The organism is Pseudomonas sp. Irchel 3H9 (genome assembly GCF_900187495.1).
GTDB classification, from domain to species: domain Bacteria; phylum Pseudomonadota; class Gammaproteobacteria; order Pseudomonadales; family Pseudomonadaceae; genus Aquipseudomonas; species Aquipseudomonas sivasensis.
Genome location: NZ_FYDK01000004.1, coordinates 488,641 through 515,114, shown reverse-complemented (window position 1 = coordinate 515,114; position 26,474 = coordinate 488,641). Strand labels below are relative to the sequence as shown.

Sequence of the window (26,474 nt, the reverse complement as noted above, 5' to 3'; positions counted from 1 at the left end):
CGCGACCGCAAGGCTGCGGCCGCGCGGTAGGGTTACTTCGGCATCAGCGCCGCGAGGTCGGCCTCAGTCGGCGCCTCGAAGTTGTACTTCTTCAGCAAGGCCGCGTATTCAGGCGTGGCGCGGTATTTCTCCAGACCGTCGAGCAAGGCTTGCTTCACCGTGTCATTGCCCTTCTTCACACCGAAGCCGTTCAGCACCGGATAGATCAGGGTGTCGGAGGAAATCACCACACGGCTACCGAGCTTGTCGATCACACCGCGGGCCACGGCGGCGTCGGTAATTTGCGCTTCCACCGCGTGGGCCAACAGGGCCTGGGTGGTTTGTGGGTCGGTGCTGTATTCGCTGATCAGGATCGGCTTCAAGCCCTTGGCCACGCAGTACTCGGCCGACAGCTTGTTCATCTGCGCCAGCCACGAGGTAGCGCCCATGGAGCCGATCTTGTGGCCGCAGAACTCTTCCGGAGTCTTGGGCTGGAAGGCGCTGTCCTTGAGGGCCAGGATCGATTCGCCGCTCTTGAGGTAAGGGATCATGTCGATGACCTTGACCCGCTCGGCGGTGATGTACATCGACGAGTTGGTCACATCGAAACGCCCGGCTTGCAGGCCGGTGATCAAGTTGGGGAAGCGCGTGTCGAGGGTCTCGACCTTGCGGCCCATGACCTTGCCCAGGCCGTCCATGAACTCGATATCAAAGCCCGCAGGCTTGTTGTTATCCATGTACTCATAGGGGAAGAAGGTCACGTCGGAACCGGCGATGATCTTGCCTTCCTGCTGGAACGCCGAAGCCGCCAACGAGGTCATTGCAACCGCAGCGCCCAGCAGGCACACGGCAAGGGGGCGAACACTGTTACGAAACGCTGTCATGGTCATTACCCGCAAGGTTTTAGGAGGTTAGGCAGTGGCAGAATCTTGTCCGGCCTGTTGCACGAAGAACGACGCACCACGGGGTTTCTGTGGCAGGCGCATATGGTTGTTGGTGGAACGCACCAAGCCACTTTCTTCACCGGCCACCAGCAGGCCGGCGTGTGTACTGGGCAACGGGTTTTCGCCGAATGGCAGCGCGTCTTCAGCGGCATAGACGCTGATGAACAGGGTGCGCGGCAGTTCGGTCTCATTAGGGCTGGAAGCATGCAAAAGACGCGTGTGCATAAAGCACACGGAACCGGCCGGGCCGTAGCAGGCGACCGGATGCTGGCAGTGTTGCGCGACCACGGCATCGTCCACCGAACCGGTGAAACGCTGATCCTGCCAGTGCGACCACAGCGGGCCTTTGTGGCTACCGGGGATCACATTCAGCGGGCCGTTCTGCGGGGTCACTTCACTGACCATCAGCAACGCGGTGACGATGTCGTCGTTGCTGTGGGGCGTGAACAGGAAGTCCTGGTGCCACTTCACCTGTGTGGCGGTGTGGGGCAGTTTCGAGTTGATCTTGCTATGGTGAAAACGCGCGCCGCTGGCGCCGACCAATTGCGCGGAAATCGCCGCCATGCGCGAGTGCAACGCCACGCGCTGATACGCCGGGGAAATCTCGGTGGGCGAACTCACCCGGCGCAACGACGGGTGATCGGCGCGGTGGTCACCCTCCAGGTCAAAGCGCGCGCGGCCATCCACGGTGGCGCCCCAGCCTTGGTCATGGCTGCGGCTCTCTTCTACCCACTGGTCGAAGTCATGCTGCAGCGCGGCCACTTCGTCCAGCGACAACACGCCTTCTACCACCAGGAAGCCGTCGCGCTGGAATTGTTCGATGTGTGCTTGCTCAATCATGTTGTTTTTTCCTGAACGTTAAAGAGATCACGCCAGCGAGACGTCCTTGAGGAACGCCTCCACGCGTGGGTTCTGGCCGCGGCGCAACACCTCGGGCGTGTCATCGCAGACCACACGCCCCTCCTCCATAAACACGATCCGATCAGAGACCTTGAACGCGAAATTCATCTCGTGCGTGACGATCACCATGGTGATGCCCTCCCCGGCCAGGGCTTCGATCACCTGCAGCACTTCATTGACTTTCTCCGGGTCAAGGGCCGAGGTGGGCTCGTCGAACAGCATGATTTGCGGGCGCATCATCAAGGCGCGGGCGATGGCCACGCGTTGCTGCTGGCCGCCGGACAACTGGTGCGGGTACTTCCAGGCATGGTCGAGCATGCCGACCTTGTGCAGCAGCGCGTATGCCTGTTGCTTGAGCGCGTCGGTGCGACCCAGGCGGTGGTACTTCGGCGCCATCAGCAGGTTGTCGAGCACGCTCAAATGCGGGAACAGGTTGAAGCTCTGGAACACCATGCCGATGTTCAGGCGATGCTCGGCGTGCTCGATGTACTGGGGCTTTTGCGCGCCCACCTTGTTCAGGTGAATGAACGGCAGGCCATTGATATGAACCTCACCATTGTCCAGTTGCTCGAGGCCGTTGAGCAGGCGGATCAGCGTGGTCTTGCCGGAGCCCGACGGGCCGATTACCGACACCACTTCACCCGGCTGAATCAGCAGGTTGACCGAACCCAGCACCTCGATGTCGTTGTAGGCCTTGTGCAACCGCGAGGCTTGCAGCGCCGCAGCGCCGTTACTTTCCGGGCGTTGCAGGGCGGTGCGCTGTTGGGTAGCCAAGGCCAGCACGTTTGCATCCGGCACGCGGGAGACATTGCGCTGGTTGACGTCGAGAAAGCGCTCCAGGCGTTTGAGCAAAAAGTCGAACACCGTGACGATAAACACATAGAAGAACGCCACCGCCGCCATGGTTTCGATCACCAGGAAGTTCTGCGAGTACAGGCGCTGGCCGACCATCAGGATCTCGGTCAGAGAGATCACCGACACCAACGAGGTGAGCTTGACGATGGAAATGTATTCGTTGGCCAGCGACGGCAACGCCACACGCAGCGCCTGGGGGATCACCACGCGCCATTGGGTACCGAAAAACCTCAGCCCCAACGCCCGCGCCGCTTCGCCTTGGCCCTTGGGAATCGAGAGCAAGCCACCGCGATGGATCTCGGCCACATACGCCGTTTCGCAGATCACCAGCGCCAACAAGCCGGACCAGAACGGGTCGGCCAGCACCGCCGAGGTGCCCGGCAATGCCTGGGGCAAGTTGTAGATAAAGATCAGCAGCACCAACAGCGGCAGGCTGCGGAACAACCAGATATACCCCCGCGCCGGCACGCTCAGCAGGCCATGCTTGGACTGCTTGGCCAGCGCCAGCAGAAAGCCCAGGCCGATGCTCAACACCCAGGTCAGGGTACTGAGCTTGATCACCGTCCACGTCGCACGCCAGAACTCGGCATCAGCCAGCAAACCAAACATGTAATTCCAGTCGAATGTCATCGTCGCTGCGCCTTGCAAAAAATGAAGTGGGTCTGCCTCGATGGGATGAGAGTCGTGGCGGCGGGGTCTTGGGGTCAATTCGTAAAAGCCGGGGCACTGGGTAGGCAGAACCTATGCAGTCCTGAGCGAAGCAAAAATCCACTGTGGGAGAGGGCAAGCCCGCTCCCACATTTGCCCTGCTGTGTTCTGGAGAGAGCATGCACTGGCCGAAATGGTGCGCGTCTGAATTCGCCTCCCCGCCCACGCCATCTATTGGTGCAATCTCAGCTCACATCACTCAACACCCGCACCGCATGCGGGTCAAAAAAGCTCGGCGGCGCCATGCCGGGGATGTACTGGTCGGAGACAAACATGCGGCAGCGTTCGGCAAACGCCGACACCACACGGGACAACTGGGTGTTGCTCGCCGTGGCGTAACCCAGCTTCATCGGCCTATGTGTACCGGCCAGGCGCAGGCGGATCACGCGTTTGCCGTCCTGGGACATATTCGATTTGGGCCGCGCGTTCGCAAACGAATAGCCAATGCCATTGCCGACCATGGCGCGCACCGTTTCGAGGTTGGTGGAACGCATGATGATGTTCGGCGTGGTGCCCGCCTGGATGAACAGGCTGAGGAAATAGTCGCGGCTCCAGGGCGTATCCAGCAGCACCACCGGGTAGGCCTCAAGGTCTTGCATGCTGACCGCGGGCAAGCTCGCCAGCGGGTGATACTCGCCCACCATCACATACGGCGGCAGGTGCGCGAGGGGTTGGAAGTCGATATCCGGACTGGTCACCAGGTCGTAGGTCAGGGCGATATCCAGTTCGCCACTGCGCAGTTTTTCCAGCAGTTCCTCATGATTGCCTTCGGCCTGGGTCAAGCGCACACCGGGGAACGCACGGCCGAAACCGAATACCAATTCCGGCGTGATCATCGGCGCCAGCGACTCCAGGCATCCGACCCGCAATGGCCCGCGCACGGTGTTCAGTGACTCCGAAGCGATGGTGTAGAGGTTGCTCATCTGCTCCAGGATCTGCTTAGCCTCCAGCATCACCAGACGCCCCACCGCCGTGAGGGAAATGCCCTGGGCGTGGTGGCGGATAAACAACTGGATGCCCAACTCAGCTTCCATATGGGTGATCGCCGCCGAGATCGACGGCGACGACACATGAATGCGTTCGGCCGCAGCACTGATGCTGCCCGCCTCTCCCGACGCGACGAAATACTCCAGTTGACGCTGAGTAATACGACTGAGCATGACGCCTGCCCCTCAACAATGACTGTACGGCGAGCGTTGCAGGGTTCGTGCCGGGTCATGGGCGAGCCGATGAGTTACAGGGGCTTCGGTTTTTCCTAAGCACTACCCCGCGCAAATGCTGGTTTCGCCCGAGAGGGGGCGATGTGAAGCTGGTTTCATCCCGCTTACGACGAGCCCTTCGATATGCCTTCCCACACCCGCATCCGCATGTTCAACACCAAACAGACTTATCCCAACCAGGCGCTGGACAACGACCTGTGCCAGGCCGTGCGCGCCGGCAACACCATCTATGTGCGCGGCCAGATCGGTACCGATTTCGACGGCAACCTGATCGGCCTCGGCGACCCGCGCGCCCAGGCCGAACAGGCGATGAAGAACGTCAAGCAGCTGCTCGAAGAGGCGGGCTCGGACCTGTCGCACATCGTCAAGACCACCACTTATTTGATCGACCCGCGCTACCGCGAGCCGGTGTACCAGGAGGTCGGTAAATGGCTCAAAGGTGTGTTCCCGATTTCCACCGGCCTGGTGATTTCCGGCCTTGGCCAGCCGGAGTGGCTGATGGAGATCGATGTGATCGCCGTGGTGCCGGACGACTGGACCGTATCCGTATGAAAGCGGTGATTGCCCGTGAGCCCGGTGGCCCTGAAGTGCTGCAGGTGGTGGAACGCCCTGTGCCGGCTTTGCAACCCGGTGAGGTGCTGATTCGCGTCGTGGCGGCCGGGGTCAATCGCCCCGACCTGATGCAACGCAGCGGCTCAGCAATCCCACCCGGCGTTACCGATGTGCTGGGCCTGGAAGCGGCGGGCATTGTGGTCGCGGTGGGCAGCCGCGTGGATGAATGTGCGGTGGGCGATCGCGTGATGGCCTTGCTCAACGGCGGCGGCTACGCCGAGTACTGCGTGGCCCAGGCGGCGCACTGCCTGCCGGTGCCGGCGGGATTATCGCTGCACGCTGCCACTGCGGTTCCGGAAGCGGCGTTCACGGTGTGGCACACCCTGTTTGAGCTCGGGCGCCTGCGCAGCGGCGACAGCGTGCTGATCCACGGCGCCGCCAGTGGCGTCGGCAGCTTTGCCGTGCAGTGTGCGCAGGCTGCGGGGGCGCGGGTGATCGCCACCGCAGGCGGCCCGCAAAAGGTCGCGATGCTGCAAGCGCTGGGTGTATGGCGTGCGATTGATCGCCATTTGGAAGACTTCGTCGCGGTGGTGCACGACTGCACCCAAGGACGCGGCGTCGACGTGGTGCTGGATAACGTCGGCGGCCCCTATGTCGCGCGCAATCTGCCGGCCATGGCCATGGGCGGGCGGCATGTGAGCCTGTCATTCCTGCAAGGCGCGAACATCGAGTTGGACTTGCAGGTGCTGATGCGCAAAAACCTCAGCCTCACCTCCTCCACCCTGCGCCCCAAAAGCCACGCTGAAAAAGCCCGCCTGGCGGCGTGTATCCGCTCGCGCGTGTTGCCCTGGCTGGCGGCCGGTGTGGTGCGCCCACAGATCCACGCGCAGTTGCCCCTGTCTCAAGCGGCCGATGCCCATCGCCTGCTGGAAGCCAACGCCAACGTCGGCAAAGTCGTGCTGACCGTCGCCGAATAACCTGGAGCCCGTCATGCCCCACCGCGTGTACTTCCTCAATGGCCCTAATGCCAACCTCTACGGGCTGGACAAGCACGGCACCTACGGCAACGAAAGCTTCGCCAGCATCGAAGCCCGCTGCCAACGCCACGCCGGCGAGTTGGGCCTGACCCTGGACTTTCGCCAAAGCAACCACGAAGGCGTGCTGGTGGACTGGATTCAAGAGGCGCGTCTGAACAGCGACGCCCTGGTGATCAATGCCGCCGGCCTCAGCTACAGCTCAGTGCCGATCCTTGACGCGCTGCTGGCCTTCGGCGGCCCGATCATCGAAGCGCACATGAGCAATATCTGGAAGCGCGAGCGCTTTCGGCATCACTCCTACGTGTCCAGGGCCGCCACCGGTGTGATCGCCGGGCTGGGGGCGTTGGGATATGAATTGGCGCTGACGGCGGTGGCCGAGTTGCTCAAGCCTTAAATGCGAACTCGAAAACACAGCAGACCCAATGTGGACCCTCGGTGTTGCTAATAAACCTCTTACTTTCCAGGAAACGCCAATGACCGTCGAAACCATCAACACCCTAGTAGTCGGCGCAGGCCAGGCCGGCGTCGCCATGAGCGAACACCTGTCCCTGATGGGCGTGCCCCACATCGTGCTCGAACGCCACCGCATCGCCGAACGCTGGCGCTCCGAACGCTGGGACTCCCTGGTCGCCAACGGCCCCGCCTGGCACGACCGCTTCCCCGGCCTGACCTTCGAAGGCCTCTCCCCCGAAGCCTTCCCGCCCAAAGAACGCATGGCCGACTACTTCGAAGCCTACGTCGACAAACTCCAGGCTCCGGTGCGCACTGGCGTAGAAGTGCAACAAGTAGAGCGCCACCTCGGCCGCCCCGGCTTCAAAGTCACGACCTCGGCCGGCGTGATCGAAGCCACCAACGTCGTCGCCGCCACCGGCCCGTTCCAACGCCCCTCAATCCCCAACATCGTCCCCACCACCGCACCGATTCACCAACTGCACTCGTCCACCTACAAAAACCCCGGCCAACTCCCCGAAGGCGCCGTACTCGTAGTGGGCGCCGGCGCCTCAGGCTCACAAATCGCCGAAGAACTGCAAAAGGCCGGCAAAACCGTGTACCTCTCCGTCGGCGAACACTATCGCCCACCCCGCGCCTACCGCAGCCGCGACTACTGCTGGTGGCTGGGCGCATTGGGTTTGTGGGACGAAGTCAAAATCCAGCCGAAGAAAAAGCACGTGGCGTTTGCAGTGAGTGGCTATGAAGGCGGCAAGACCGTCGACTTCCGCCGACTGGCGCACCAAGGCATTCACCTGGTAGGCGTTACCCAGAATTGGGAGGACGGCGTCATGACCTTCCAACCGGGCCTGGCCGAAAACGTGGCCGAAGGGGATCGTGCGTATTTTGATGTACTGCGTGATGCGGATGCGTATATCGAAGCCAACGGCCTGCCATTCCCGCTGGAACCGCAAGCCTGGGAACTGCTGCCCGACCCGGAGTGCCTGCTTGATCCGATCCTCAGCCTCAACCTGGCTGAAGCCGGTGTAACCACCATTCTCTGGGCAACCGGCTTCAAGTTCGATTTCAGCTGGTTGAAGGTGGATGCGTTTGATGAGAAAGGCGAGCCGTTCCACAAACGCGGAATCTCGGCGCAAAGCGGCGTTTACTTTTTGGGCCTGCCGAATCTGGTGAACCGTGCGTCGTCGTTTATCTATGGGGTGTGGCACGACGCGAAATACGTGGCGGACCATATCGTGCTGCAGAACGAGTACAAGGCCTACAAGAAGCCGGAGTGAAGGGGGAGCCGGTGAGGCGGCAAACGATAGAGATGGGGCCCAAGGAAAACGTCCTACACAGCCGCTTCACTTTGCGTAAAATGCGAGCCGTTCTCGATCAGGAAAACTCAACCCAGGATGGGTAACGCTTGAAACCGCTTGACACCCACGCGCCAAAACACGCCGACACGGCCATCACACGACTTAAGCTCAAAGACCAACTGGCCGTAAACCCTTACAAGGGATTGGCATTGCTGGAAAGCACCCTCCTCTGTTTGGTAACGACGGCCCTTATGCTGTTCGTTGCACAAAGCGTCGGCATAACCGACACATTCAAGGGCAACGTCCTCTATAGCGGCACACTGGGCGCATGTATAGGCGCGACGTACTGGATGTACCACGACGCGGCACTTTCCGAGTGGAGCATTGCCCGGCATATCAGCCCCACTGCACTGCAAAACGCGATGCTCGCCTTGAAGTATTCCGAGACGCAGGAAGGCGTTTACTACACGAAAAAACGCATGTTCACCCCCATTCCATCGGTGCGATTCAGAGCGGATCACGCTCACCACACTGGATGGGGGCACGCGCTTCGCAGGCCCCTATTTCAAGCTGAAAGCGCTGTCGGCCAGGCTGATGGAGCAGGAAGGGATTTGAATCAACCGGACTTGGCCATTCCTACCTAACGAGCGATGGCACTTGGCCAAAGCACTGAAATGGCGACTTTTCTGACGACAAGGACGTAGGCAGTGATGACCACGCCGGCCATCCTGCATGCCCTGTGTGCGTTTTTTTCGCCATTTGAGGCTTGGACATCTTCGTCCTTGGCTGGGCGCAGGCGCTCAGGGAGCTGACCCCGATGACGCCCGCTTGGGCAACTTCCAATTCGGCCGGATGAAATGGCAGGTATACCCGTTCGGTATCCGCTCCAGATAATCCTGATGCTCCGGCTCCGCCTCCCAAAACTCCCTGGCGGGTTCAATTTCCGTGACCACACGCCCCGGCCACAGCTTGGAGGCATCCACATCAGCCGCGGTATCTTCGGCAATATCCCTTTGCTGTTCGCTCAGGTAGTAAATCGCCGAACGATAGCTCGGCCCAAGATCATTGCCCTGCCGATTCGGCGTGCTGGGGTCATGGATCTGGAAAAAGAACTCAAGAATCTGCCGGTAGGAAATCACCGCCGGGTCAAACACGATTTCAATCGCTTCAGCATGGTTGCCATGGTTGCGATAGGTGGCATTCAGCACATCGCCACCGGTGTAGCCGACCCGCGTTTGCAGAACACCGGGGTAGCGGCGCAACAGGTCTTGCATGCCCCAGAAGCAGCCGCCGGCGAGGATGGCGGTTTCGGTTGGGTTGGTCATGGTTTGTCCTTGCGGTTAATGGAGACAGAGGTAGTTATGGGGGGATGTTGGGAAATACCAAGTTGAATCGAGCAAAAACGGGGATGGCCGCTTCACTTTACGTAGAATGCGAGTTGTTCTCGATCAGGAAAACTCAACCCAGGAGGGGTAACGCTTGAAACCGCTTAACACCCACGCGCCAAAACACGCCGACACTGCCATCGCCCGACTTAAGCTCAAAGACCAACTGGCCGCTGACCCTTACAAGGCATTGGCACTACTGGAAAGCATCCTCCTCTGTTTTATAGCGACGGCCATTCTGCTGTTTGCTGCACACATCATGGGCATAACCGACACATTCAAGAGTAACGTCCTTTACGGCGGCACCCTGGGCGCATGCATAGGGCGGACTTACAGCATGTACCGCGAAGCAGCACTTGCCGAGTGGCGCGTTGCCAGTCGTATCAGCCCCGCTGCACTGCAAAAAGCGATGCTCGCCTTAAAATATTCCGAGACGTCGGAAGGCGTTTACTACCCAAAAAAACGCATGTTCACCCCATTCCATCGGTGCGTTTCAGAACGGATCACGCTCACGGTACTGGATGGCGACACACGCTTCACCGGCCCCCATCACAAGCTGAAAGCGCTGTCGGCCATGCAACTCGCTGACGAACCAGAAACGCCAGTATCCGACTCCACACCACCACGGGTGCAAGGCTGAGGAACGGTCCCGACCTGAAACTGAATCAAGCGGCGCATCGTACGATTGATCACTACCTCAACGCGGGGGCAGAACCGCTGGAGACGCCTCCCCCGCACACGACGACGCTGTTCAGCGTTGCTGACGATGTTCGCAGTGAAGTGTTGATTGCTGATAGCTATGAGACTTTTTCTTCGGTTACTGCGTTGTTGCTTGGCCTGTCGGATGAGCTGAAGGGAAACAGCGGGATGTGGCGTTGGCGATTCACCCGTTGAGTGAATTGGGGGTTTTGTTGGTGGGTAAGTTGATGGAACGGGAGGGGGCCGGAGCGGGCAGCTAACCTTCTACCAACTCGATTGATCGCTGAGTCTTTGTGACTCACTTTACGAAGACTCGACGATTTTCTTTAGGAATAAATAGACCTCTCCCCTAACCCGTCTCAACGCGAGTTCGTGATCGGCAGCTTCCGTAGAGAAGCAGTCAGCCGTCGATTAATCTCGCGGACCCTGGCCAGCCGAATTTCCAATGCCCGCGAGAAACATCCTGATCTCTCGATTAGACCGCAGATAAACCACGCGGCAGGTTGATGGTGCAGTTGCCACGAGTTGCTGCATCTTTGCTCGCGCTGTTTTTTTCGTCCGCCACATGAATCTAAAAAACTCCGGCAGGTTCGCCAGCAGTTCGGGGCAGTTCTCGGGCAAGTCAGGTCGAGATTGACCCCGTTGGAGCAGCGTTCTGCGCAGTACGCGCAAGAATCGAAGCGTCGCCGAACGATCAATCCAAATTAAAAGATCTGCACGGGCCATCCGATTTTCCCAAGTGGCCGAATGGCCCCCTTCGAATATCCAGCAATCACGAGCCTCGACCTCGAGACAAAGCTGCGTTTTCTCGTCCCGGCTTCGTTCTATCCAACCTGGCTGCCAGTGAATAGTGTCGATATGAACGACCGGCAAGCCCGTGCGCTGACCAAGCTCGCGCGCCAAAGTGCTTTTGCCAGACCCAGGTTGACCAACAATCATCACCCGTTGCATCGAAGCTCCTTCTCGCTATGCAAGCTGATTTTTTGGGGGTGGCGATTTTACGTCAATGCCTATATCGGTCAACAACAAGGGGTCAGAGCGACAGGCAGCTTTCGCCCAGAAGACCTCAATCAACTGGAGGGCATGGGGTGGTTGGAATGTACCAGTGAGCTGCGGAGTCGAGATGAACGTGTTTCTGCTTTCGAGGGAAGAACGGCGAATCGAGCGTACCCAATGCTATTGAAACCCAACTGGCAAACTCGCCTTGAGACCGTGACCAGAACAAGGCCGAACCACACTGCACGCAGAACTCGCGTGATACCGTCGTTGAAGAAGCATAGGTTTTAATATGGATGGCGCCGCTAAGTATTTGCAGCGCGCTACGCGGAACGCTGCCGTAAGAAGCAAATGCCGCCCCATGACCTTTGCGACACTGGCTGCAATGACAGTGACTCACTGCTTGCGGTGTGGTGGATAGCTCATAACTGACGGCGGCACATAAACAGCTTCCTTGGTACACCTCTGTCATACGCTCTTCCGTGCATGCTAAAACGCCAGCGTAACCGTCCCGGTCTAATCAGTCGACTGACAGATAGTGGCTAGTAACTGGCTATCATGAAGGGCAGCTATCGGCCAGAAGCTGACGATCAATTAAAGGCAGCTTTAGCCGGTAGCGGACGCTAGTAACTAACCACTATCGGCTCATACAAACCCGCTTACTAAATTATTCAAAGGTAGCTACAAATACCCACACTATTTCCGCCCCCCTTTTGAACTAGAACGCCTCGTTTTAGGTGCTGTATCTTCCGCAGCTTGGAAAACAGTGTCACCGAGATTGAGCTTGCTTTTATCAGCAACTTTCATAAACTCGCTAACAAACTTGTAAAGCATTTCGGTTTCGACATTGCTAACAGGTGCTTCTACAACCGCGCCACTATGGTCCGCGTCCCTTATAGTTCCTGCCGACTTGAGCCTAAACTGACATACCACTCCTGGAATAATTTCCACCGACAAAACTTTTGGCAGGAGTTTTGGCAGCTCTTGAAAAGCCCTCTCGTTATCTAACGAATCAAGCCATTGATATTCGGCCCAAGAAATGTCACAAGAAGAGATCTCCTCCCAAGAAAAGCTACTTTTGAGTAATTTTTCAATGTTTTTGACCGCCCGGGCCCAAGCTGGATCCCAAGAAGTAGGCCCGCATAGTGCCGCGATTAGGCCGAACCAAACATAAATTGAAGGATTGCGCTTCACAATGTCTTTCAAAAGAAAAGCATGAGAAGTTCCACGCCCAACTAAAAAAGCCGATAATGCGATTTCCAACTCTGCCTGATCATTGTAATCTCGTGAGCCGCCTAAACGGGCCGCCCAGTCTTTCGAGAACTTTCTAAAAGCAACAACACGATTTTCAGCGGAGTCACTCAACAACCCCATATAATCCGTTATTGAAGGTCCATTGCCGAATAAATCTTTATTATCTGGATGACATGCTTGAAGGAGCTGTTCGGCTCCGGCGTTATCGTTCCAAGAAACACTAACCCTATTCCAAATTGGCTGCAAGGATTCGATATGGATTAAACGATCAACAAATCTGCGATCCGATGACAACGATTCCAAACGATTAATACATTCCTGCGTTACGAAATCGTTTTTATGAGCAATCGACGCTCTAGCCACCGAAAAACTGTATGTAGCAGTAGAACGCGATAGCGGAATCGACGCAACCGAAATATCCCCATCACTTTGTGCCAACATCTCTCCAAGTATCACCGATGGCCATCGGTCTGGGCGGGACCAAAAGAACTCTCCCTGGCCTGCAGTTTTCTTGACCGAATCAAAATCAGCCCTACTGACTACTCGGCCAAACTGACTTAGTGGAAAGGTTTCTGGAGCATAAGTTTTGAGCCACGCAAACAATTCAAAAGTTTTTACTGGCGGCAAAACAATTAGATAGGGAGATGAGTAGCCGTGCCCAGAGCTTTTGTTAGGGTATCCAAGAATTGCTCCCAAACCAATAGGCTCCACCGCTTCAATAGAAAGCTTTGGTGTATACGGGCTATTCAGCATCGAAAATAATGCATCCGGCAAATCATCCCGCGAAGAAAATTCGAAGTTTAGCTCAGTCATCGTTAATCATCCGGGAAAAGATTATCAAGGCCAAATAAAGTAGGCTTGGCAAATGCTGCCTCTACTTTAATAGTGGTTTCTCCGTTTCTATAAACATTCAGTGCTGTCTTAGCGCGCGTGACACCTGTATAAATCAGCTTTGTCCGTCGCAGCGGGAATTTTGTAAGACCTTCAGCGCCAAAAATATGTACACACCTAAACTCAGTTCCTTTTGAGGCATGCAGCGTCATGATGTGAATTAAGGCGCCTCCTGAAAAAGTCGCATCAGAATCCACTCCGTGAGTGCAAAGCTTGCCTTTTAATTGCGTTGCCTCAAGGTAATTCTTTACTTCGAGTCGGTCTTCTTGCCGAGGGCAAAATATACCAATGGCCTCATCAGGAAACGCATCCAGCTGAACCTCGATTAATTCAAGAATTTTATTTAGTTGTTCGACCCTAGGCTGACTCGGGTGCAATATCGCTGAAGACTCCCCCTGAATGGTCGGATCATAGTTGCAGGTGGACTCCAGAGTTACACCTCTTTTTACTGGAGGCATTAGCTTATCTGCGACCTTAGCAATCTCTTGTCCAATTCGAAAGTGACGAGTTAACCGATGTGTATCTAGCCCAAGCGCCCCGGCAGTTCCCATACCGTCCTGATTATAAATGCCTTGTCGCTCATCGCCACATATACAGACTTTGTCTGAAAGTTCTAGTAAAGCTGTGAGTTCACCTTCAGAGAGATCCTGAGCCTCATCAACAAAAATAGCACTGTACATTTTCTCTGAGGGCCTAGCTTCGTTTGCGGCTATCAAATTTTTCAATGCTTCATTTCGAGAATCATCATCAAAATCCCCCTCACTCCACTTTACCTTGCTTCCGAGATTAAGATTTACATACTCAGCGAGCCATGAGTGAAATGTTTTAATTTGACTAGCTTTTACAAAACCTTTTGCGACAGCTCCGCTCCGAATGAAGTCAGCAAGAGAGCGAGTGTAGGTTATGAATAAAATATCTTTTTCACCACTCCCCACCATAACCTCAGCACGGAGAAGGAGTAAATTAGTCTTTCCAGACCCCGGCGGCCCTGATAAAAGATAGCGTCCTTCCATCGGTAGCCCGATAAAATCGATTTGCGCTTGATCCATTTCTTTCTTGCTACGCCACCAATTACCGTTCATCACTCATCCTCTTAAGTTCGATCTGTCTTCCATAAAGTGATTCAATGGAGTCAGCCGCTGAACAATGTGACTCTATTTCACCGAGAGCGTTCTCGACAATTTCAGCTATCGATTCAGCAATAATACTTCCAGCATCATCTATGGCATCAGACATTGAGACCGTACCTAGAAGCTTAAGCATGTCCGGATTAAGTGCAAAATCTGATTCGGGCTGGTATATAAAACCCGATGCAAGAATATCGACCGAGCCAGCGTAAAGCCCCGTCTTCCAGTAAAAACTAATATGAGCCACCACTGCTACATTATCACTGTATGCAAATTGAAAGCTCACAACCTCTCTATTGCTCACTTTTGATTTGGAAAATGATAAAGGCAAATCTGTTCCGCAGACGGAAATTAGCAATAGCTTAATTTTATCGATCAACGATTCCTGGAACCGATCCCGATCAAAATTCAATGCTCTTTCGGAATCGGTTTGCTTGTTTGGCCTGGATTTCAAGCGAACTCGAAGTTTATTAAGCCCAACATTATGCTCTTGCACCTCAAAGTCAAGCCAGTCGACAAGCGTCAGCCTAGCCTGCATGTCCTTATTTAGACATTTAGACGCCAGCGATTTCAAATATGCTAAGCGACTGGGATTTCCATCTTTAAAATTTGGTGGGTTCAGAAGCACTGCTTTTGCGACGAGCCAACGGTTCCCTGCTTCTATTTCAGCTCTGAACAGAGGCTCTTTCATTATCAAATCATGCAAAACCGCACCTACTTGATAAATATTGAGCCCCTGCCACAGCTCACGCGAAGGTTCATCCAAACGAAACAAATATTCAGGAGAGCTATATTGAGCAGTAGCTAAAAATGGCCTTTGAGCACCCTGGTCGGTATCGGCAGCACCGGGGCCGGGATCAAACTCACGAACAACGCCCAAATCTAAAAGCTTCAGTTTCCCCCAGCATTGTGAAACATGAATGTTTTCAGGCTTGATATCTCGGTGTACGATGCCGTGAGCTTCAAGATAAAGAACGGCACTTACCAGTTGCCGTATAAGTACTTCGACGGAGGCATCAGGTACGTGTTTGAGTACCTCTTTTAATCTCGGCCATTCAACATATTCCATTTCAATGACAGCGGTATCATCGAAGTTTTCTATCGAAAATGTTTGAACTAGATGGTCGCACTCATGACCTATGAGTCTACGTTGGAGCCCTAAACGCTCTTGCTCTTTCGACCCCTCCTCATCGCTAATAAATCTCGGGTCGAAAACTTTAAAAGCTCGCTTATCTTCGCAATTAACCCCACGAAATACTGCGGCAGAACCACCGGCAGCGAGGAAATTAATCTCCCATTTCACACCGCTTTTTTCAAGATATCGCTCAAGCGTAACCTGTAACTCATCGATTTTTTCTTGTGACAAATCAGGCATACCTAACTCCTTTAGGCACGGTCGCCTGTTGGCGGCTACCGGCAACCTACGTACAGATTGCCACTATTAATTGCAGTCTGCCAAACCTAAAGCCTAAGTATATGATTCTCCGCTGTGACCCGAGCGCGGCTATTCACGAACGGCAGCTTCTGGCCGAAAACACCCTGTCAGTAATCGGGAACCTCCCCACACCCGCGTCCATCCGTCGCATCCCCCACCCTCCAGTCCCCACCCAACCTGCCGATAACCCTACTAACCGCATGCCTACCCCTGCATCACCACTCGATCGAGTCCACCACATGAACCCACTCTCCCTTCTAAAAAAAGCCCGGGCCGATCGTCAAGGCACCGCCACGCTCACCAGCACTGCCAACGACCTGGACGCCGCCCTCACCGCCCTGCGCATCACCCCTACTCTGATCACCGGTTTTATCTCGCCGCATCTGGATATCGATCAGGTCGCCGCCAAGCTCAAACGCCGTTTCCCACAATCCACCATCAGCCTGTGCACCACTTCCGGCGAACTCTGCAATGCGCCCAATTCGCTGTATTGCGCCACCGGCGAGCGCTGGGATCGGGTGGTGTTGCAGCTGTTCGACGACAGTCTGATCGCCTCGGCCGAGGTGGTGATGGTGCCGCTGGAGTGTGAGGACATTCGTGGCGGCGGTAAGCGGTTGGGGATGCAGGAGCGCATTGCCAAGTTGGTGGGGCATATCAAGCGGGTGCAGGTGCGTACGCCGATCGATCATCGGGATACGTTGGCGTATGTGGTGTTCGACGGGTTGTCGGCGTCGGAGTCGTTTTTTATGGAGGCGCTGTATGAGTCGGGGCGGTTTCCGTGTTTGTTTGTAGGGGGATCGGCCGGCGGTAAGTCGGACTTCCAGAAGACGCTGATTCATGACGGTCAGCGCAGTTATCAGAATCATGCGCAGATTGTGTTTGTGAAGACGGCGGCGCAGGTGCGATTTGGGGTGTTCAAAAGCCAGAATTTCAAACCGGCGGATTTGACCTTCAGTGTGCTGACGGCCTCGGTGGAGGACCGCACGATTGACCAGGTGATCGACAGCGCCGGCAATATCAAGAGCATGGTGCAGGCACTGTGTGATGCGTTTAATTGTGCGCCGCAGGCATTGGAGTCGAAGCTGGCGGATTATTCGTTTGCGATTCGGGTGGGCAGTGAGTTGTTTGTGCGGTCCATCGCGCGTATCGACTTCGAGCAGCAGATCGTGCAGTTGTTTTGCGACGTGGCGCCGGGCGAGGAGTTGGTGATGGTGCGGCGTACGCCGTTGCGTGAGGCGACGCGCCTGGACTATGAACAGTTCCTGCGTGGCAAGGGTGGCCATCCGGTGGCGGGGATTTTGAATGACTGCATCTTGCGTCGGCTGAACAACGGCGCCGAGTTGGGCAGCATGGCGGGGACGTTTGGCAATGTGCCGTTGGCGGGATTCTCGACCTTTGGGGAGATTCTGGGGTTGAACCTGAACCAGACGCTGACCGCGATTTTCTTCTTTCGGGTGGCCAAGGGCGCAAGTTTCAGTGACGAGTATGTGGACAATTTCATCGCTCATTACGGCGAGTTCAAGGCGTTTTTCTTACGGCGTCAGGTGAAGAAACTGGCGGGATTGAACCATGTGGTGGTCAAGCAGATTGCGGCGTTCAAGAACAATGATTTCTCCAACACCCTGAACACCCGTGGGCTGGACAACAATATCCTGCCGGTATTCGAAGGCCTGGCGGACTTGGGCCAGGTGCTGGCCCAGGCTGAGCAACAGCAGGAAGAAATCGCGGCGCAGCTCAAGCATTACTCCGGTGAGTTGCACGCGTCGATGGATGACTTGGTCAGCACCATCGACCAGCAGAACAGCGTATCGGCCCAGGCCGGGGCCACGGTGGAGGGGTTGTCGAGCCAGGCGGATGTGGCGGTGGAAGGTGCGCGCACGCTGGCCGGGTCGAGTTTGCGGATCCAGTCGATTGTGCAGGTAATCCAGCAGATCGCCGGGCAGACCAACTTGCTGGCGCTCAACGCGGCCATTGAAGCGGCGCGCGCGGGCGACTTGGGCCGGGGCTTTGCAGTGGTGGCGGACGAGGTGCGCAAGCTGGCGGAAATCACGCGTAAGAATGCGGCGGAAATTGGCGTGGATATTGACCTGCTGTCGAGTGAGATCCAGCGGGTAGCCCAGCAGATTGAAGACCAGTCCACCGGTGTGGGCGCACTGCGAGAGATGCTGGACGCGTTGGAAGCGTCCAGCCGTGCGACCGAGGGCACGGCGCAGCGGACGAAGACGATTGCGGATACGTTGACGGGGTTGACGCACGCGTAGGCGTTATTGAAATCGTCAGCTTTGGAATCTCATTGAGGCATGAGGACTGTGCGGTGCCTTAGGGCATCGCTTATCAAGTCCTCATAATTATTGGTTTTTCATCAGCATGAAAAAATGGCCGGGCCAGATTCTTCGCATGGCGAATGCCTCACGGTCACCGGCAACAAAGTCCGGGAAGTAGCGTTTGGGCGATTGGCGAACAATGTCGTCCAAGATTGAGCGTTGTGACGTCTGACTGTCGAAAGAGGCGACCGGCTTGCTTATCCGGCCAGTGGTTTTGTCCAGTGTGTAGCCTTCTGCCTTGCCGTGTTCGGTGAGGGTCCAAACGCCGTTGACGTTATCCGTGAGTGCCTTGAAGGGCGGTAGCCTGACGTCCTTGTTGGTGGTTTGGACAATATGGTCCTCGTACCTGACTTTGTGGTAGGTGGCGAACTGGCTGGCGAGTGGGGGCTGATCAGCCCCTTCATTAGAGAATTTTTTTACCATCTTCTCCAGGAACGGTATGCCACCAATGTTTGTAAACGCACCTTGGGCCGGGTCCAGAATGTGTCGCAAGAAACCCTGGTCGATACGGGTGCTGTTGATCGCCGAACCCTCCAGGACGCTTGACGCGATTGCGGCGTCCTCTGGCTTGAAATCGAACGTCACCTGATACCCTTCCCCGTCATAGCGAACGTTACTCCCCCCGAATTGAAGGCCGTCGCTGTAATGACGATAGGTACCGAGTGCTATGGCCACGTGATCTACAAAACGCAGGTCAGCACCCTCCGCTGCGGCGTAAGCGTACATATCCGAGATCAAGGCACGATCCTCAGGGTTGAGGAAATCGGCGTGGTTTTGAGTGCCGTTATAGACGGTGGCAGGTGGCTTGGCGACCGGCGGTTCACCCCCCCCGTACAAACGCGAAATCAGGTGATCACGCCCATTTGCAGGTTGCAGTTTCGGGTTGGCAGCCATTGGGGTTGCGGTTGCTTGCAACTCTTCCCACGCTGAACGTCGCTCATTGAGCGTGAAGGCACCGCCAACGTCGCTAGCAATCAGGCTGAGCTGATTGCGCGCAAGCCCTTTGAAAGGGTTGCTGTCAGTGCCATCGACGAAGCCGTTGGCCTGCCGGGCCCGAGCCAGGAGTTCCGGGTTATCGGTATTGGGAAGCGCTGCACCGTGTTGTTTTTTGTTGGCAATGTAGTTATCGCCGGTAATCGAGTGGAACGGGTTTTCGCTCTCCGAGCCCGCGCGTTTTTCAGCACGCGCTGCCGCTTCGCTCAACTGGTGAGCCAGGATTGAGACGGTGCTGTTGGTAACTTCACCGTTCGAAGTTGACGCGGCAATGGGCTCTTCTTTATCTGACGAAACCACAAATACGGGCTCGGCGTTGGAAGTACTACTTGTTGCCATACGATTAGTGGCTGACGACGAATGAAGATTAATAGATATCATGGATCACTCTTCCTAAATAGGAGGACAGCGCCGCTGCCACATCATTAATATTATTGTTTTCCATGTAAAAGAGCCAAAAAACCAAACGGACAAAATACTTTTCAGTTGATTAATAGCTATATTTTAATACGACTGAATCGACGCCAGCTGGACGCGTATAGCGAGGTGTGCCCCCGTATACATCATGATAGATTCTAACTCGCGAGCCATTACCAAACGACTGAGTGTTAAAATCCTGCACTGTGCCAGACGAACGCGGAGTGATTCTCCTGCAACCCTCTTGAGAGCTGAAGGGCCTTGAATAGCAAAGCCTCACATCCTCCCTGATGCTGTCAGGGTAAAACGTTGTACTCCATTGAATCTCCACTAACTGTTTGGGATCAATGAGCGTTCCTGGGGGAAAGTCCGAGCTAACAACACTGAAACTCGCAAACCCTACACCCGGATGAGTATCGGAATTGGATAACACCAACACGGGACTGGGGTCCCCATACTTTGAAATAGACCTTTCCTCCGCCCCGACCACCCCACTAGCCAATACCAGCAGAGCAGTAACAAGGGCACGCACAGGCTTGTTTGCATTTACGGAGCAACGAATCACTATCGAGCCACTCATAATCACCACCATCGCTTGAGGAGTTAATACGTAAGAGCCCAATGGATCCAGCGGTAAGAATCACACTTCTACCATTGCACGATTCATTAACCGTAGAAACCCACGCACTTCCTAAAACATTGAAGGACAGCTCTGTAATACTAATAAGTAGGAATACGCAGGTATTTTCCTAATCCCGCATGCCCGCTATTTAATTTGGGCTTTGTAAGGCTACTCAGGCGAGTCAAGCAGGCTGAACAGATTGTTCATCCAGATCGCTCGCTTGGGGGGCGGATCGTCGCTGTCGGCAAGGGCATCCATAAGGGAGCGACTCTGCGCGGAACCAACAGAGGTTTCCAGGATGAAGCCCTGCTGAGCTTCATCCTCTGGAGGCATTGTTGGTCGGTGCAGCTTGCCGGTAGCGGTGTCCAGCGTGTAGCCAGCGGACTTACCCAGTTCGGTCAAACTCCACACGCCATTAACGTTAGTGGCAACTACCTTTGAGGGCGGCAGTTTGGTGTCCGTGTTCGTCGTGACCAGGACGTTGTCCTTGTTTTCGATCCGGTTGAAGGTGGCGAATTCGCTGCCGAGCGCGGCTTGTGAAGCACCTTCAGCAGAGAACTTGAGCACCATCTGTTCAAGGAAGGGTATTCCGCCGATGTTGGAGAGAGATCCGTAGTCCGGGTTCAGAATATGCCTTAAGAAGCCTGGGTCGATACGGGTGCTGTTGATGGCCGAACCATTAAGAATGCGCGAGGCAATAGCCGCGTCCTGCTCCTTGAAGTGGAAGGTGATGCGATAACCCTCCGAGGTATAGCCATTGTTGTGGCTCAACTGCTGACCGCCGTCGCTGAGATGTCGATAATGGCCGAGCTGCCAGGCCAAGTCATCGACGAAGGCCAGATCAGCACCTTCAGCCTGCGCGTAAGCGTACATCTGCGAGATCACGGCACGATCATCGCGGTTGAGGAAATGATAAGAGCTCTGAGTTAGGTTGTAGGACGTCAATGGTGGTTGGGCCACCGGCGGCTCGTAGTTGCCGAACACGCGAGCGACCATCAGAGCATGGCCGTCAATCGATGCCTGACTCGCGCTGCTCGCCTGGGCGGGTGCCGTAGATTCCATCTCTTGCCATGCGGCACGGCGTTCGTTGGTGGTGAATGCGCCGCTGTCGTCATGGGCGATCAGGATCAACTGATCACGTCCCAAGCCCTTGAAGGGGTTGCTGTCGGAACCGTTGATGAAGGCGGTTGCCTGTCGGGCGCGGGCCAGGAGCTCTGGAAGATCGGTGTCTGGCACCTCGGCGTCATGCTGCGCTTTATCCGTAAGGTAGCTGTCGCCGATGATCGAGTCCGGCGGATCGGCGAGTGGCTCTGCGGTGCGGGTGTCGGCGCGCACTGAGGCTTCGCTCAACTGACGAGCCAAAACCGATACGGTGTGGGGCGCACTATCAGTGTGTGTAGCGGTAGATGCACCAGCCGTGTCTGCCGTTGTCTGCATTGCTGGCGAGGTTGCGGCATTAACCGGACTGCTAGCCAAGCGATTGTTAGGCACTGAGGAATAAGCGTGGATAGTTGCCATGAGAATTCACCCTGTAGAGGCGGCTAAAATTTTACCAACTGCACGTTTTTTATTTATCAGAGCAGAGGTCACCGTAATAAGTGACCCTTGCACGGTATTACGAGTTAGTACCTATATCGAAAAGTCACTGTATCAACGCCAGCAGGACGGCTGTAGGGTGGTGTGCCCCCTAAGACATAATGCTTGATGACAACACGTGATCCGTGATTGAAACTCTGTGCATTAAATTCATAGATAACGCCAGATGAGTTAGGAGCGATATCCACGCAATTAGGTTGAGAACTATAGGGGCGAAAGTAACAGAGTTCGACCTTTGAATTGGCACTTCCAGGGTAGTACGTTGTACGCCACGCGATCTCTAGTAACTCTTTCGGATCAGGCAAAGTACCACTGGAAAAGTCCAACGAATTCGCATAGAAATTGGCTAATCCAACACCCTCACTGGACAAAACCAGCACAGGACTTGGCGTATCAGCTTTAGTGAAAGATCGCTCTTCAGCCAACGCCAAACTAGCAGACACAAACAGCAAGAGCGCAAACAAAACGAGTATGAACTTACGAACATTCAAACCAAGCATTAAAGTCAACATCTCGATTGGAATTTTCATAACCCTCAACTTATTAATCAACGGTAGGAAGTACGGCACTACCGTCGCACGCTTTTTTAACCGAAGTAAGATAGCAACGTCCTAAATTCACGAAAGAGCAATCTGTAATACTAATAAGTAGGAATACGTCGGTAACGTCCTAGTCCCGCCTCCCCTCTACCAAAACCGCTTGTTTCAGGTCATGCTTCGCCGCTCATTTCAAGGACGATAACAACAATGAAAACCGCTCTACGCGCCCTGTTCCTGATTTGCCTCACCGCTCCCGCCTTCGCCGCCGAAAACCCCGTCGGTTTCAAGACCACCACCCTGCCCGATGCGCAAAACAACCGACCACTCGAACTGGTCGTCTGGTACCCCGCTACCACCACCACCCAACCCAAGCTGATCGCCGACAACGCAGTCTTCATCGGCGCCCTCGCCGTACCCGATGCACCACCCGCCAGCGGCGAACATCCACTGGTCGTGCTCTCCCACGGCTACGGCGGTAATTGGGGTAAACAGACGTGGCTGGCCAGTGCGTTGGCCCATCAGGGCTATATCGTCGCGGCGGTCAACCATCCCGGCACCACCACCAAGGACCGCAGCCCGCAAGCCGCCGCGCAGTTATGGCAGCGCCCGGCGGACTTGAGCCGTGCTATCGATGCAGTGTTGGATCAGCCCACGCAATTCGGCGCGGTGGCGAACAAACAGATCGCCGCTGTAGGCCATTCCCTCGGCGGCTGGACCGTGCTGGAAATCGCCGGTGCACGCTTCGATCCTGACCTGTTCGTCAAGGAGTGCAGCACCTATCCCAAGCTGGGCGGTTGCATTGGCTACCACGAGATGAATCCCGCTGCCACGCCAGAGGGCAAGGCCAAGCTGGCCGCTGACTTGAGCGACAAACGCGTCACCGCCATTGTGTCGTTGGACCTGGGCCTGTCGCGCGGCTTTACCGACGCCAGCCTCGCCGCATTGCCGGTGCCGGCGCTGGTGATTGCGGGGGGTGTGCCAACGGAAGATATGGCGCCTGAATTGGAGTCCGCCGATATGGTCCGGCGGATGGCAAAAGCTTCGACGCAGTATGTGGAGATCGCCGACGCTACCCACTTCAGCTTTATGTCGATCTGCAAGCCGGGGGCGATTGCGTTGATTGAAGAGAGCTCGCCGGGAGATGGCATGATTTGCCGGGATGGCGAAGGCGCTCGGGCGCGGAGAGTGATTCAGCAGCAGGTTGTGGGGCTGATTACGGTTTTTTTGAGTCGAATAGCCCACAACTAAAAAGAAAGGACTACCCAAGTCAAATTGCATCAAATACGATGCACAAATTAAAAATCCATACAAATGCACCGTATAGGATGCAAAAAATGAATGACTTGGGTGCCCTTATCAAAGATCTGCGCAAGGCAGCCGGTCTTTCACAAAGCCAGCTCGCAGAACGGCACGGAATGAGCCGCGCAACTATTTCAGGCATCGAGAACAATACGATCCCTGAAGTAGGGATTCGCAAGGTTGCAGCGATCCTTGAGGGTTTAGGGTATGAATTGACCGCTACGCCCAAGCGCCGGCGTAAGACGCTTGATGAACTAAAATCAGGAAACATCCATGACTAGGCAAAGTGATCGGCTGTATATCGGTGCAGGAGGAGTGGATGCGGGAACGCTGGGGCGAAGCGAAGAAAACAAGCGCGACTCGGTATTTTCGTATCACGAAGCGGTAGCCGATAAAGATGCAGTCTCCCTGACCATGCCAGTCCGCCTGGAAAGCTATAACTGGGAGTACGGGATTCATCCACTGTTCGAAATGCACATCCCGGAAGGGCATCTCAAAGATGAGCTCGTACGGCGTTTCAGCAAATCGGTCCGCGGTTTTGATGACTTTGCCTTACTAGGGATCACCGGTCCGCACCAACTTGGCCGCATCAGCGTATCCCACGATAACGGCGATAGATCGCTGCCTGAAATCAAACTTTCTGAGCTGTTGGTCTATGACGGGGCGAAAGATCTATTCTCCGACCTGATGAAAACTTATGCAGCCTACTCAGGTGTTTCCGGCGTTCAACCGAAGGTATTGGTACGCGACGCTGACGAGAAGGATCCTGATATTGCTCGCCTCACCCACCGAGGCGCTACGCATCTGGTGAAAGCGTTCAACAACACAGACTTTCCTCAACTGGCCGCCAATGAGTTTTTCTGCATGCGGGCGGCCTTTCATTGCGGTCTTGAGGTTCCCGAATTCCAGCTTGGCCAACAAGGACAGTTGCTGGTCGTTAAACGGTTCGACATCGGTGAGAGCGCTTACCTCGGCTTCGAGGACATGTGCGTTTTGTCAGGTTGGGGAACGGCAAAAAAATACGACGGTAGCTACCAAGGATGCGCAAAGCTGATCAAGGCTTATGTCTCTCCATGGCGCATCACGAAGGCGCTGGAGGACTTCTTCATCATGGTCGCGCTTTCTGCTGGCATCCAAAATGGTGACGCACACCTGAAAAACTTCGGACTGCTGTATGAGGACTGTGCTGAGAATGCTGATGTTCGGCTTGCGCCAGCTTACGATCTCGTCACGACCACCGTATACCAGGGGCAGGACATCATGGGCCTGCTGCTCGGTGGCTCAAAGGCTTGGCCAAAACGTAAGACGCTAGTCCAGTTCGGACGCGCCTCATGCAATTTGACGGAGTCTCGCTGCACTGAATTACTCGCAAGAGTACACGGCGGAATGAGCCGAGCGATGGTCGAACTTTCGGATTATCGAATCGCTCACCGGGAGTTTGATGCCGTGGGGGAAAAAATGACCGCCGCATGGGCAAAGGGACTCGCGCGAAGTATTGAGCCGGAGTGATCGTGCCCTTCCCGTAAAGGACGCAGCCCAACCCCGTCACATCGATAGCACTGATGATTACTATCGAACCGCTCGCCTATGGGGTGGCCAAGCCCGATTCCTATAATCGCCTCCCAATTCTTCCCCCTCGCCTGGCTTCAGGCGACATCCCCCCTTGGAACCCAGCATCATGCCAAGCGCCCTCCAGGCCCCCAGCGGCCTTCCCGAACATAATCAACAAAGTGTCAAACAGCAGTGGCTGGCGATTCTCTCGGTCGCGGTAGGTGCCTTTGCACTGGTGACCAGTGAATTCCTGCCGGTGGGCGTGCTCAACGATGTCGCCACCGACCTCGGTATCAGTGCCGGCCACGCGGGTTTGATGGTGACGCTGCCCGGCATCATGGCCGCCCTCGCTGCACCGTTTCTGTCGGTGAGCATTGGCGCGATGGACCGTCGTTATCTGCTGATCGGCCTGACGCTGATCATGATCATCGCCAACTCGGTCGTGGCCTTTGCCAGCGACTTCAACCTGCTGCTGTTCGGCCGTGTATTGCTGGGCATCAGCATCGGCGGTTTCTGGGCCACGGCCATTGCCCTGAGCGGTCGCCTGGCGCCCAAGGGTGTGGGCGTAGCGAAGGCGACTTCGATCATCATGATGGGCGTGACCCTGGCCACCGTACTCGGCGTCCCCGTCGGCACCTGGCTCAGTGGCCTGATGGGCTGGCGCATGACGTTCCTGGTGACCGCGCTGGTGGGCATTCCAGTGCTGTTGGCGCAGATGTTCCTGCTGCCAAGACTCACGCCGGAGAAGGCCATTCGCATCAGTGATCTGCCTGCTTTATTTATCAACCCACAAGCGCGGGTCGGCTTGATCGCGGTGCTGCTGATCGGGCTGGCGCACTTTGCGGCCTACACCTATGTCGCGCCCTTCTTCAAACACAGCTCTGGCTTCGACGGGCCGACCATTGGTTCGCTGTTGCTGCTGTATGGCGTCGCAGGCGTGATGGGCAATATTTTTGCCGGGTTCGCGGCTAACCGCAGCGTGCGCAATACCTTGCTGCTGGTGGCGTTGATGATCGGCACCAGCACCGCGCTGTTCCCGTATTTCGCCACCGGCATGACCGGCGCGGCGATGCTGATCGCGCTGTGGGGCTTTGCCTTTGGCGCCTTCCCGGCGTGCGCGAGTATTTGGATGTTTGTGGTGGCGCCCAAGGATGTCGAGCGCGGCATGCCGCTGTTCGTGGCGTTGTTCCAAGTGATCATTGCCCTGGGCTCGTTCTTTGGCGGGCAGATCGTCGACCAGATGGGCAGCGCGGTGCTGTTGAGCCTGGCCACGGCGCTGGTAGGTTGCGGCTTTGTGACGGTGCTGGTGTTGGGACGCAGGGTCAGCAATAGCTTGGCGGCGCAGCCTTGCTAGCCATTGGCTGCGATTTTTAAGCTGGTATCATCCGGGCACGTTTAACCCA

At 55.9% G+C, this 26,474-nt stretch carries 24 protein-coding genes and 2 pseudogenes; 13 read left to right on the top strand and 13 right to left on the bottom strand.

The genetic code is table 11. The features are described from left to right. Window positions 1-32: 32 nt before the first annotated feature. The 4 genes from CKW32_RS17540 to CKW32_RS17525 all read right to left on the bottom strand — a co-directional run bounded on the left by CKW32_RS17540 (window position 33) and on the right by CKW32_RS17525 (window position 4,546). Complete coding sequence (locus CKW32_RS17540) at window positions 33-863, bottom strand: ABC transporter substrate-binding protein (RefSeq protein WP_095185651.1); 831 nt, start codon at window positions 861-863, stop codon at window positions 33-35. Between the two features lie 27 nt (window positions 864-890). Continuing rightward, window positions 891-1,763, bottom strand: coding sequence for a phytanoyl-CoA dioxygenase family protein (locus tag CKW32_RS17535; protein WP_032885895.1), 873 nt, complete (start codon window positions 1,761-1,763; stop codon window positions 891-893). A 27-nt stretch (window positions 1,764-1,790) separates the two neighbouring features. Further along, the gene (locus tag CKW32_RS17530; RefSeq protein ID WP_095185528.1) at window positions 1,791-3,308 is read right to left on the bottom strand and encodes an amino acid ABC transporter permease/ATP-binding protein; all 1,518 of its coding nucleotides are present in this window, start codon (window positions 3,306-3,308) and stop codon (window positions 1,791-1,793) included. Between the two features lie 263 nt (window positions 3,309-3,571). Then, window positions 3,572-4,546 (bottom strand): LysR family transcriptional regulator, encoded by a 975-nt coding sequence (locus CKW32_RS17525; protein ID WP_032885896.1) that lies wholly within the window; start codon window positions 4,544-4,546, stop codon window positions 3,572-3,574. 183 nt (window positions 4,547-4,729) lie between these two features. On the opposite strand from CKW32_RS17525, the gene CKW32_RS17520 reads away from it, so the two are divergent. The 5 genes from CKW32_RS17520 (at window position 4,730) to CKW32_RS17500 (ending at window position 8,587) form a co-directional block, all read left to right on the top strand. After that, a complete protein-coding gene (locus CKW32_RS17520) occupies window positions 4,730-5,158 on the top strand; it encodes a RidA family protein (RefSeq protein WP_095185527.1) in 429 nt (142 codons plus the stop codon). Further along, on the top strand, window positions 5,155-6,135 hold the full coding sequence (locus CKW32_RS17515) for an NAD(P)H-quinone oxidoreductase (protein WP_095185526.1): 981 nt from the start codon (window positions 5,155-5,157) through the stop codon (window positions 6,133-6,135). The genes CKW32_RS17520 and CKW32_RS17515 overlap by 4 nt, the downstream gene beginning before the upstream one ends. A gap of 13 nt (window positions 6,136-6,148) precedes the next feature. After that, the gene (locus CKW32_RS17510) at window positions 6,149-6,589 is read left to right on the top strand and encodes a type II 3-dehydroquinate dehydratase (protein WP_032885898.1); all 441 of its coding nucleotides are present in this window, start codon (window positions 6,149-6,151) and stop codon (window positions 6,587-6,589) included. Window positions 6,590-6,668: 79 nt separating this feature from the next. Further along, window positions 6,669-7,922 (top strand): NAD(P)/FAD-dependent oxidoreductase, encoded by a 1,254-nt coding sequence (locus tag CKW32_RS17505; protein ID WP_032885900.1) that lies wholly within the window; start codon window positions 6,669-6,671, stop codon window positions 7,920-7,922. Between the two features lie 128 nt (window positions 7,923-8,050). Next, the gene (locus CKW32_RS17500) at window positions 8,051-8,587 is read left to right on the top strand and encodes a hypothetical protein (RefSeq protein ID WP_095185525.1); all 537 of its coding nucleotides are present in this window, start codon (window positions 8,051-8,053) and stop codon (window positions 8,585-8,587) included. A 156-nt stretch (window positions 8,588-8,743) separates the two neighbouring features. On the opposite strand, the gene msrA is transcribed toward CKW32_RS17500, so the two are convergent. Continuing rightward, a complete protein-coding gene (gene msrA, locus CKW32_RS17495; RefSeq protein WP_095185524.1) occupies window positions 8,744-9,268 on the bottom strand; it encodes a peptide-methionine (S)-S-oxide reductase MsrA in 525 nt (174 codons plus the stop codon). A gap of 154 nt (window positions 9,269-9,422) precedes the next feature. Here msrA and CKW32_RS17490 point away from each other — a divergent pair, with 154 nt between their 5' ends. Together CKW32_RS17490 and CKW32_RS28625 are read left to right on the top strand one after the other, a co-directional pair. Continuing rightward, window positions 9,423-9,968: a hypothetical protein gene (locus tag CKW32_RS17490; protein ID WP_095185523.1), complete on the top strand. Its 546-nt coding sequence runs from the start codon at window positions 9,423-9,425 to the stop codon at window positions 9,966-9,968. 14 nt (window positions 9,969-9,982) lie between these two features. Further along, window positions 9,983-10,287: pseudogene (locus CKW32_RS28625) on the top strand (DUF6124 family protein). A 151-nt stretch (window positions 10,288-10,438) separates the two neighbouring features. Here the strand turns inward: CKW32_RS28625 and CKW32_RS17480 are convergent. The 5 genes from CKW32_RS17480 to CKW32_RS17465 form a co-directional block, all read right to left on the bottom strand. After that, entirely contained in the window at window positions 10,439-10,978 is a 540-nt protein-coding gene (locus CKW32_RS17480; protein WP_095185522.1) for an AAA family ATPase, read from the bottom strand. Between the two features lie 115 nt (window positions 10,979-11,093). Beyond that, window positions 11,094-11,495, bottom strand: a complete 402-nt coding sequence (locus CKW32_RS17475; RefSeq protein ID WP_095185521.1) for a GFA family protein — start codon at window positions 11,493-11,495, stop codon at window positions 11,094-11,096. 224 nt (window positions 11,496-11,719) lie between these two features. Continuing rightward, window positions 11,720-13,090, bottom strand: coding sequence for a hypothetical protein (locus tag CKW32_RS28125; RefSeq protein ID WP_143499390.1), 1,371 nt, complete (start codon window positions 13,088-13,090; stop codon window positions 11,720-11,722). Window positions 13,091-13,092: 2 nt separating this feature from the next. Next, window positions 13,093-14,250: an ATP-binding domain-containing protein gene (locus CKW32_RS17470; RefSeq protein ID WP_095185520.1), complete on the bottom strand. Its 1,158-nt coding sequence runs from the start codon at window positions 14,248-14,250 to the stop codon at window positions 13,093-13,095. After that, entirely contained in the window at window positions 14,240-15,670 is a 1,431-nt protein-coding gene (locus CKW32_RS17465) for a protein kinase (protein WP_095185519.1), read from the bottom strand. The genes CKW32_RS17470 and CKW32_RS17465 overlap by 11 nt, the downstream gene beginning before the upstream one ends. Before the next feature lie 101 nt (window positions 15,671-15,771). Here CKW32_RS17465 and CKW32_RS28860 point away from each other — a divergent pair. Both CKW32_RS28860 and CKW32_RS28855 read left to right on the top strand, forming a co-directional pair. Then, window positions 15,772-17,124: pseudogene (locus tag CKW32_RS28860) on the top strand (FIST signal transduction protein); the annotation flags it as partial. 372 nt (window positions 17,125-17,496) lie between these two features. Beyond that, window positions 17,497-17,991, top strand: a complete 495-nt coding sequence (locus tag CKW32_RS28855) for a methyl-accepting chemotaxis protein (protein WP_256226225.1) — start codon at window positions 17,497-17,499, stop codon at window positions 17,989-17,991. Between the two features lie 87 nt (window positions 17,992-18,078). On the opposite strand, the gene CKW32_RS17455 is transcribed toward CKW32_RS28855, so the two are convergent. From CKW32_RS17455 to CKW32_RS28120, 3 genes are all read right to left on the bottom strand, one after another. Beyond that, window positions 18,079-19,428 (bottom strand): hypothetical protein, encoded by a 1,350-nt coding sequence (locus tag CKW32_RS17455; protein WP_143499387.1) that lies wholly within the window; start codon window positions 19,426-19,428, stop codon window positions 18,079-18,081. An 826-nt stretch (window positions 19,429-20,254) separates the two neighbouring features. After that, a complete protein-coding gene (locus tag CKW32_RS17450; RefSeq protein WP_143499383.1) occupies window positions 20,255-21,421 on the bottom strand; it encodes a hypothetical protein in 1,167 nt (388 codons plus the stop codon). Window positions 21,422-21,708: 287 nt separating this feature from the next. Beyond that, entirely contained in the window at window positions 21,709-22,212 is a 504-nt protein-coding gene (locus CKW32_RS28120; RefSeq protein WP_143499380.1) for a hypothetical protein, read from the bottom strand. 216 nt (window positions 22,213-22,428) lie between these two features. Between CKW32_RS28120 and CKW32_RS17445 the strand changes: the two genes are divergently transcribed. From CKW32_RS17445 to CKW32_RS17430, 4 genes are all read left to right on the top strand, one after another. Continuing rightward, entirely contained in the window at window positions 22,429-23,469 is a 1,041-nt protein-coding gene (locus CKW32_RS17445) for an alpha/beta fold hydrolase (RefSeq protein WP_095185515.1), read from the top strand. An 86-nt stretch (window positions 23,470-23,555) separates the two neighbouring features. Next, entirely contained in the window at window positions 23,556-23,801 is a 246-nt protein-coding gene (locus tag CKW32_RS17440) for a helix-turn-helix transcriptional regulator (RefSeq protein WP_095185514.1), read from the top strand. Continuing rightward, window positions 23,794-25,029 (top strand): type II toxin-antitoxin system HipA family toxin, encoded by a 1,236-nt coding sequence (locus tag CKW32_RS17435; RefSeq protein WP_095185513.1) that lies wholly within the window; start codon window positions 23,794-23,796, stop codon window positions 25,027-25,029. Before CKW32_RS17440 ends, CKW32_RS17435 begins: the two co-directional genes overlap by 8 nt. Before the next feature lie 169 nt (window positions 25,030-25,198). After that, window positions 25,199-26,425, top strand: coding sequence for an MFS transporter (locus CKW32_RS17430; protein ID WP_095185512.1), 1,227 nt, complete (start codon window positions 25,199-25,201; stop codon window positions 26,423-26,425). Window positions 26,426-26,474 lie beyond the last annotated feature (49 nt).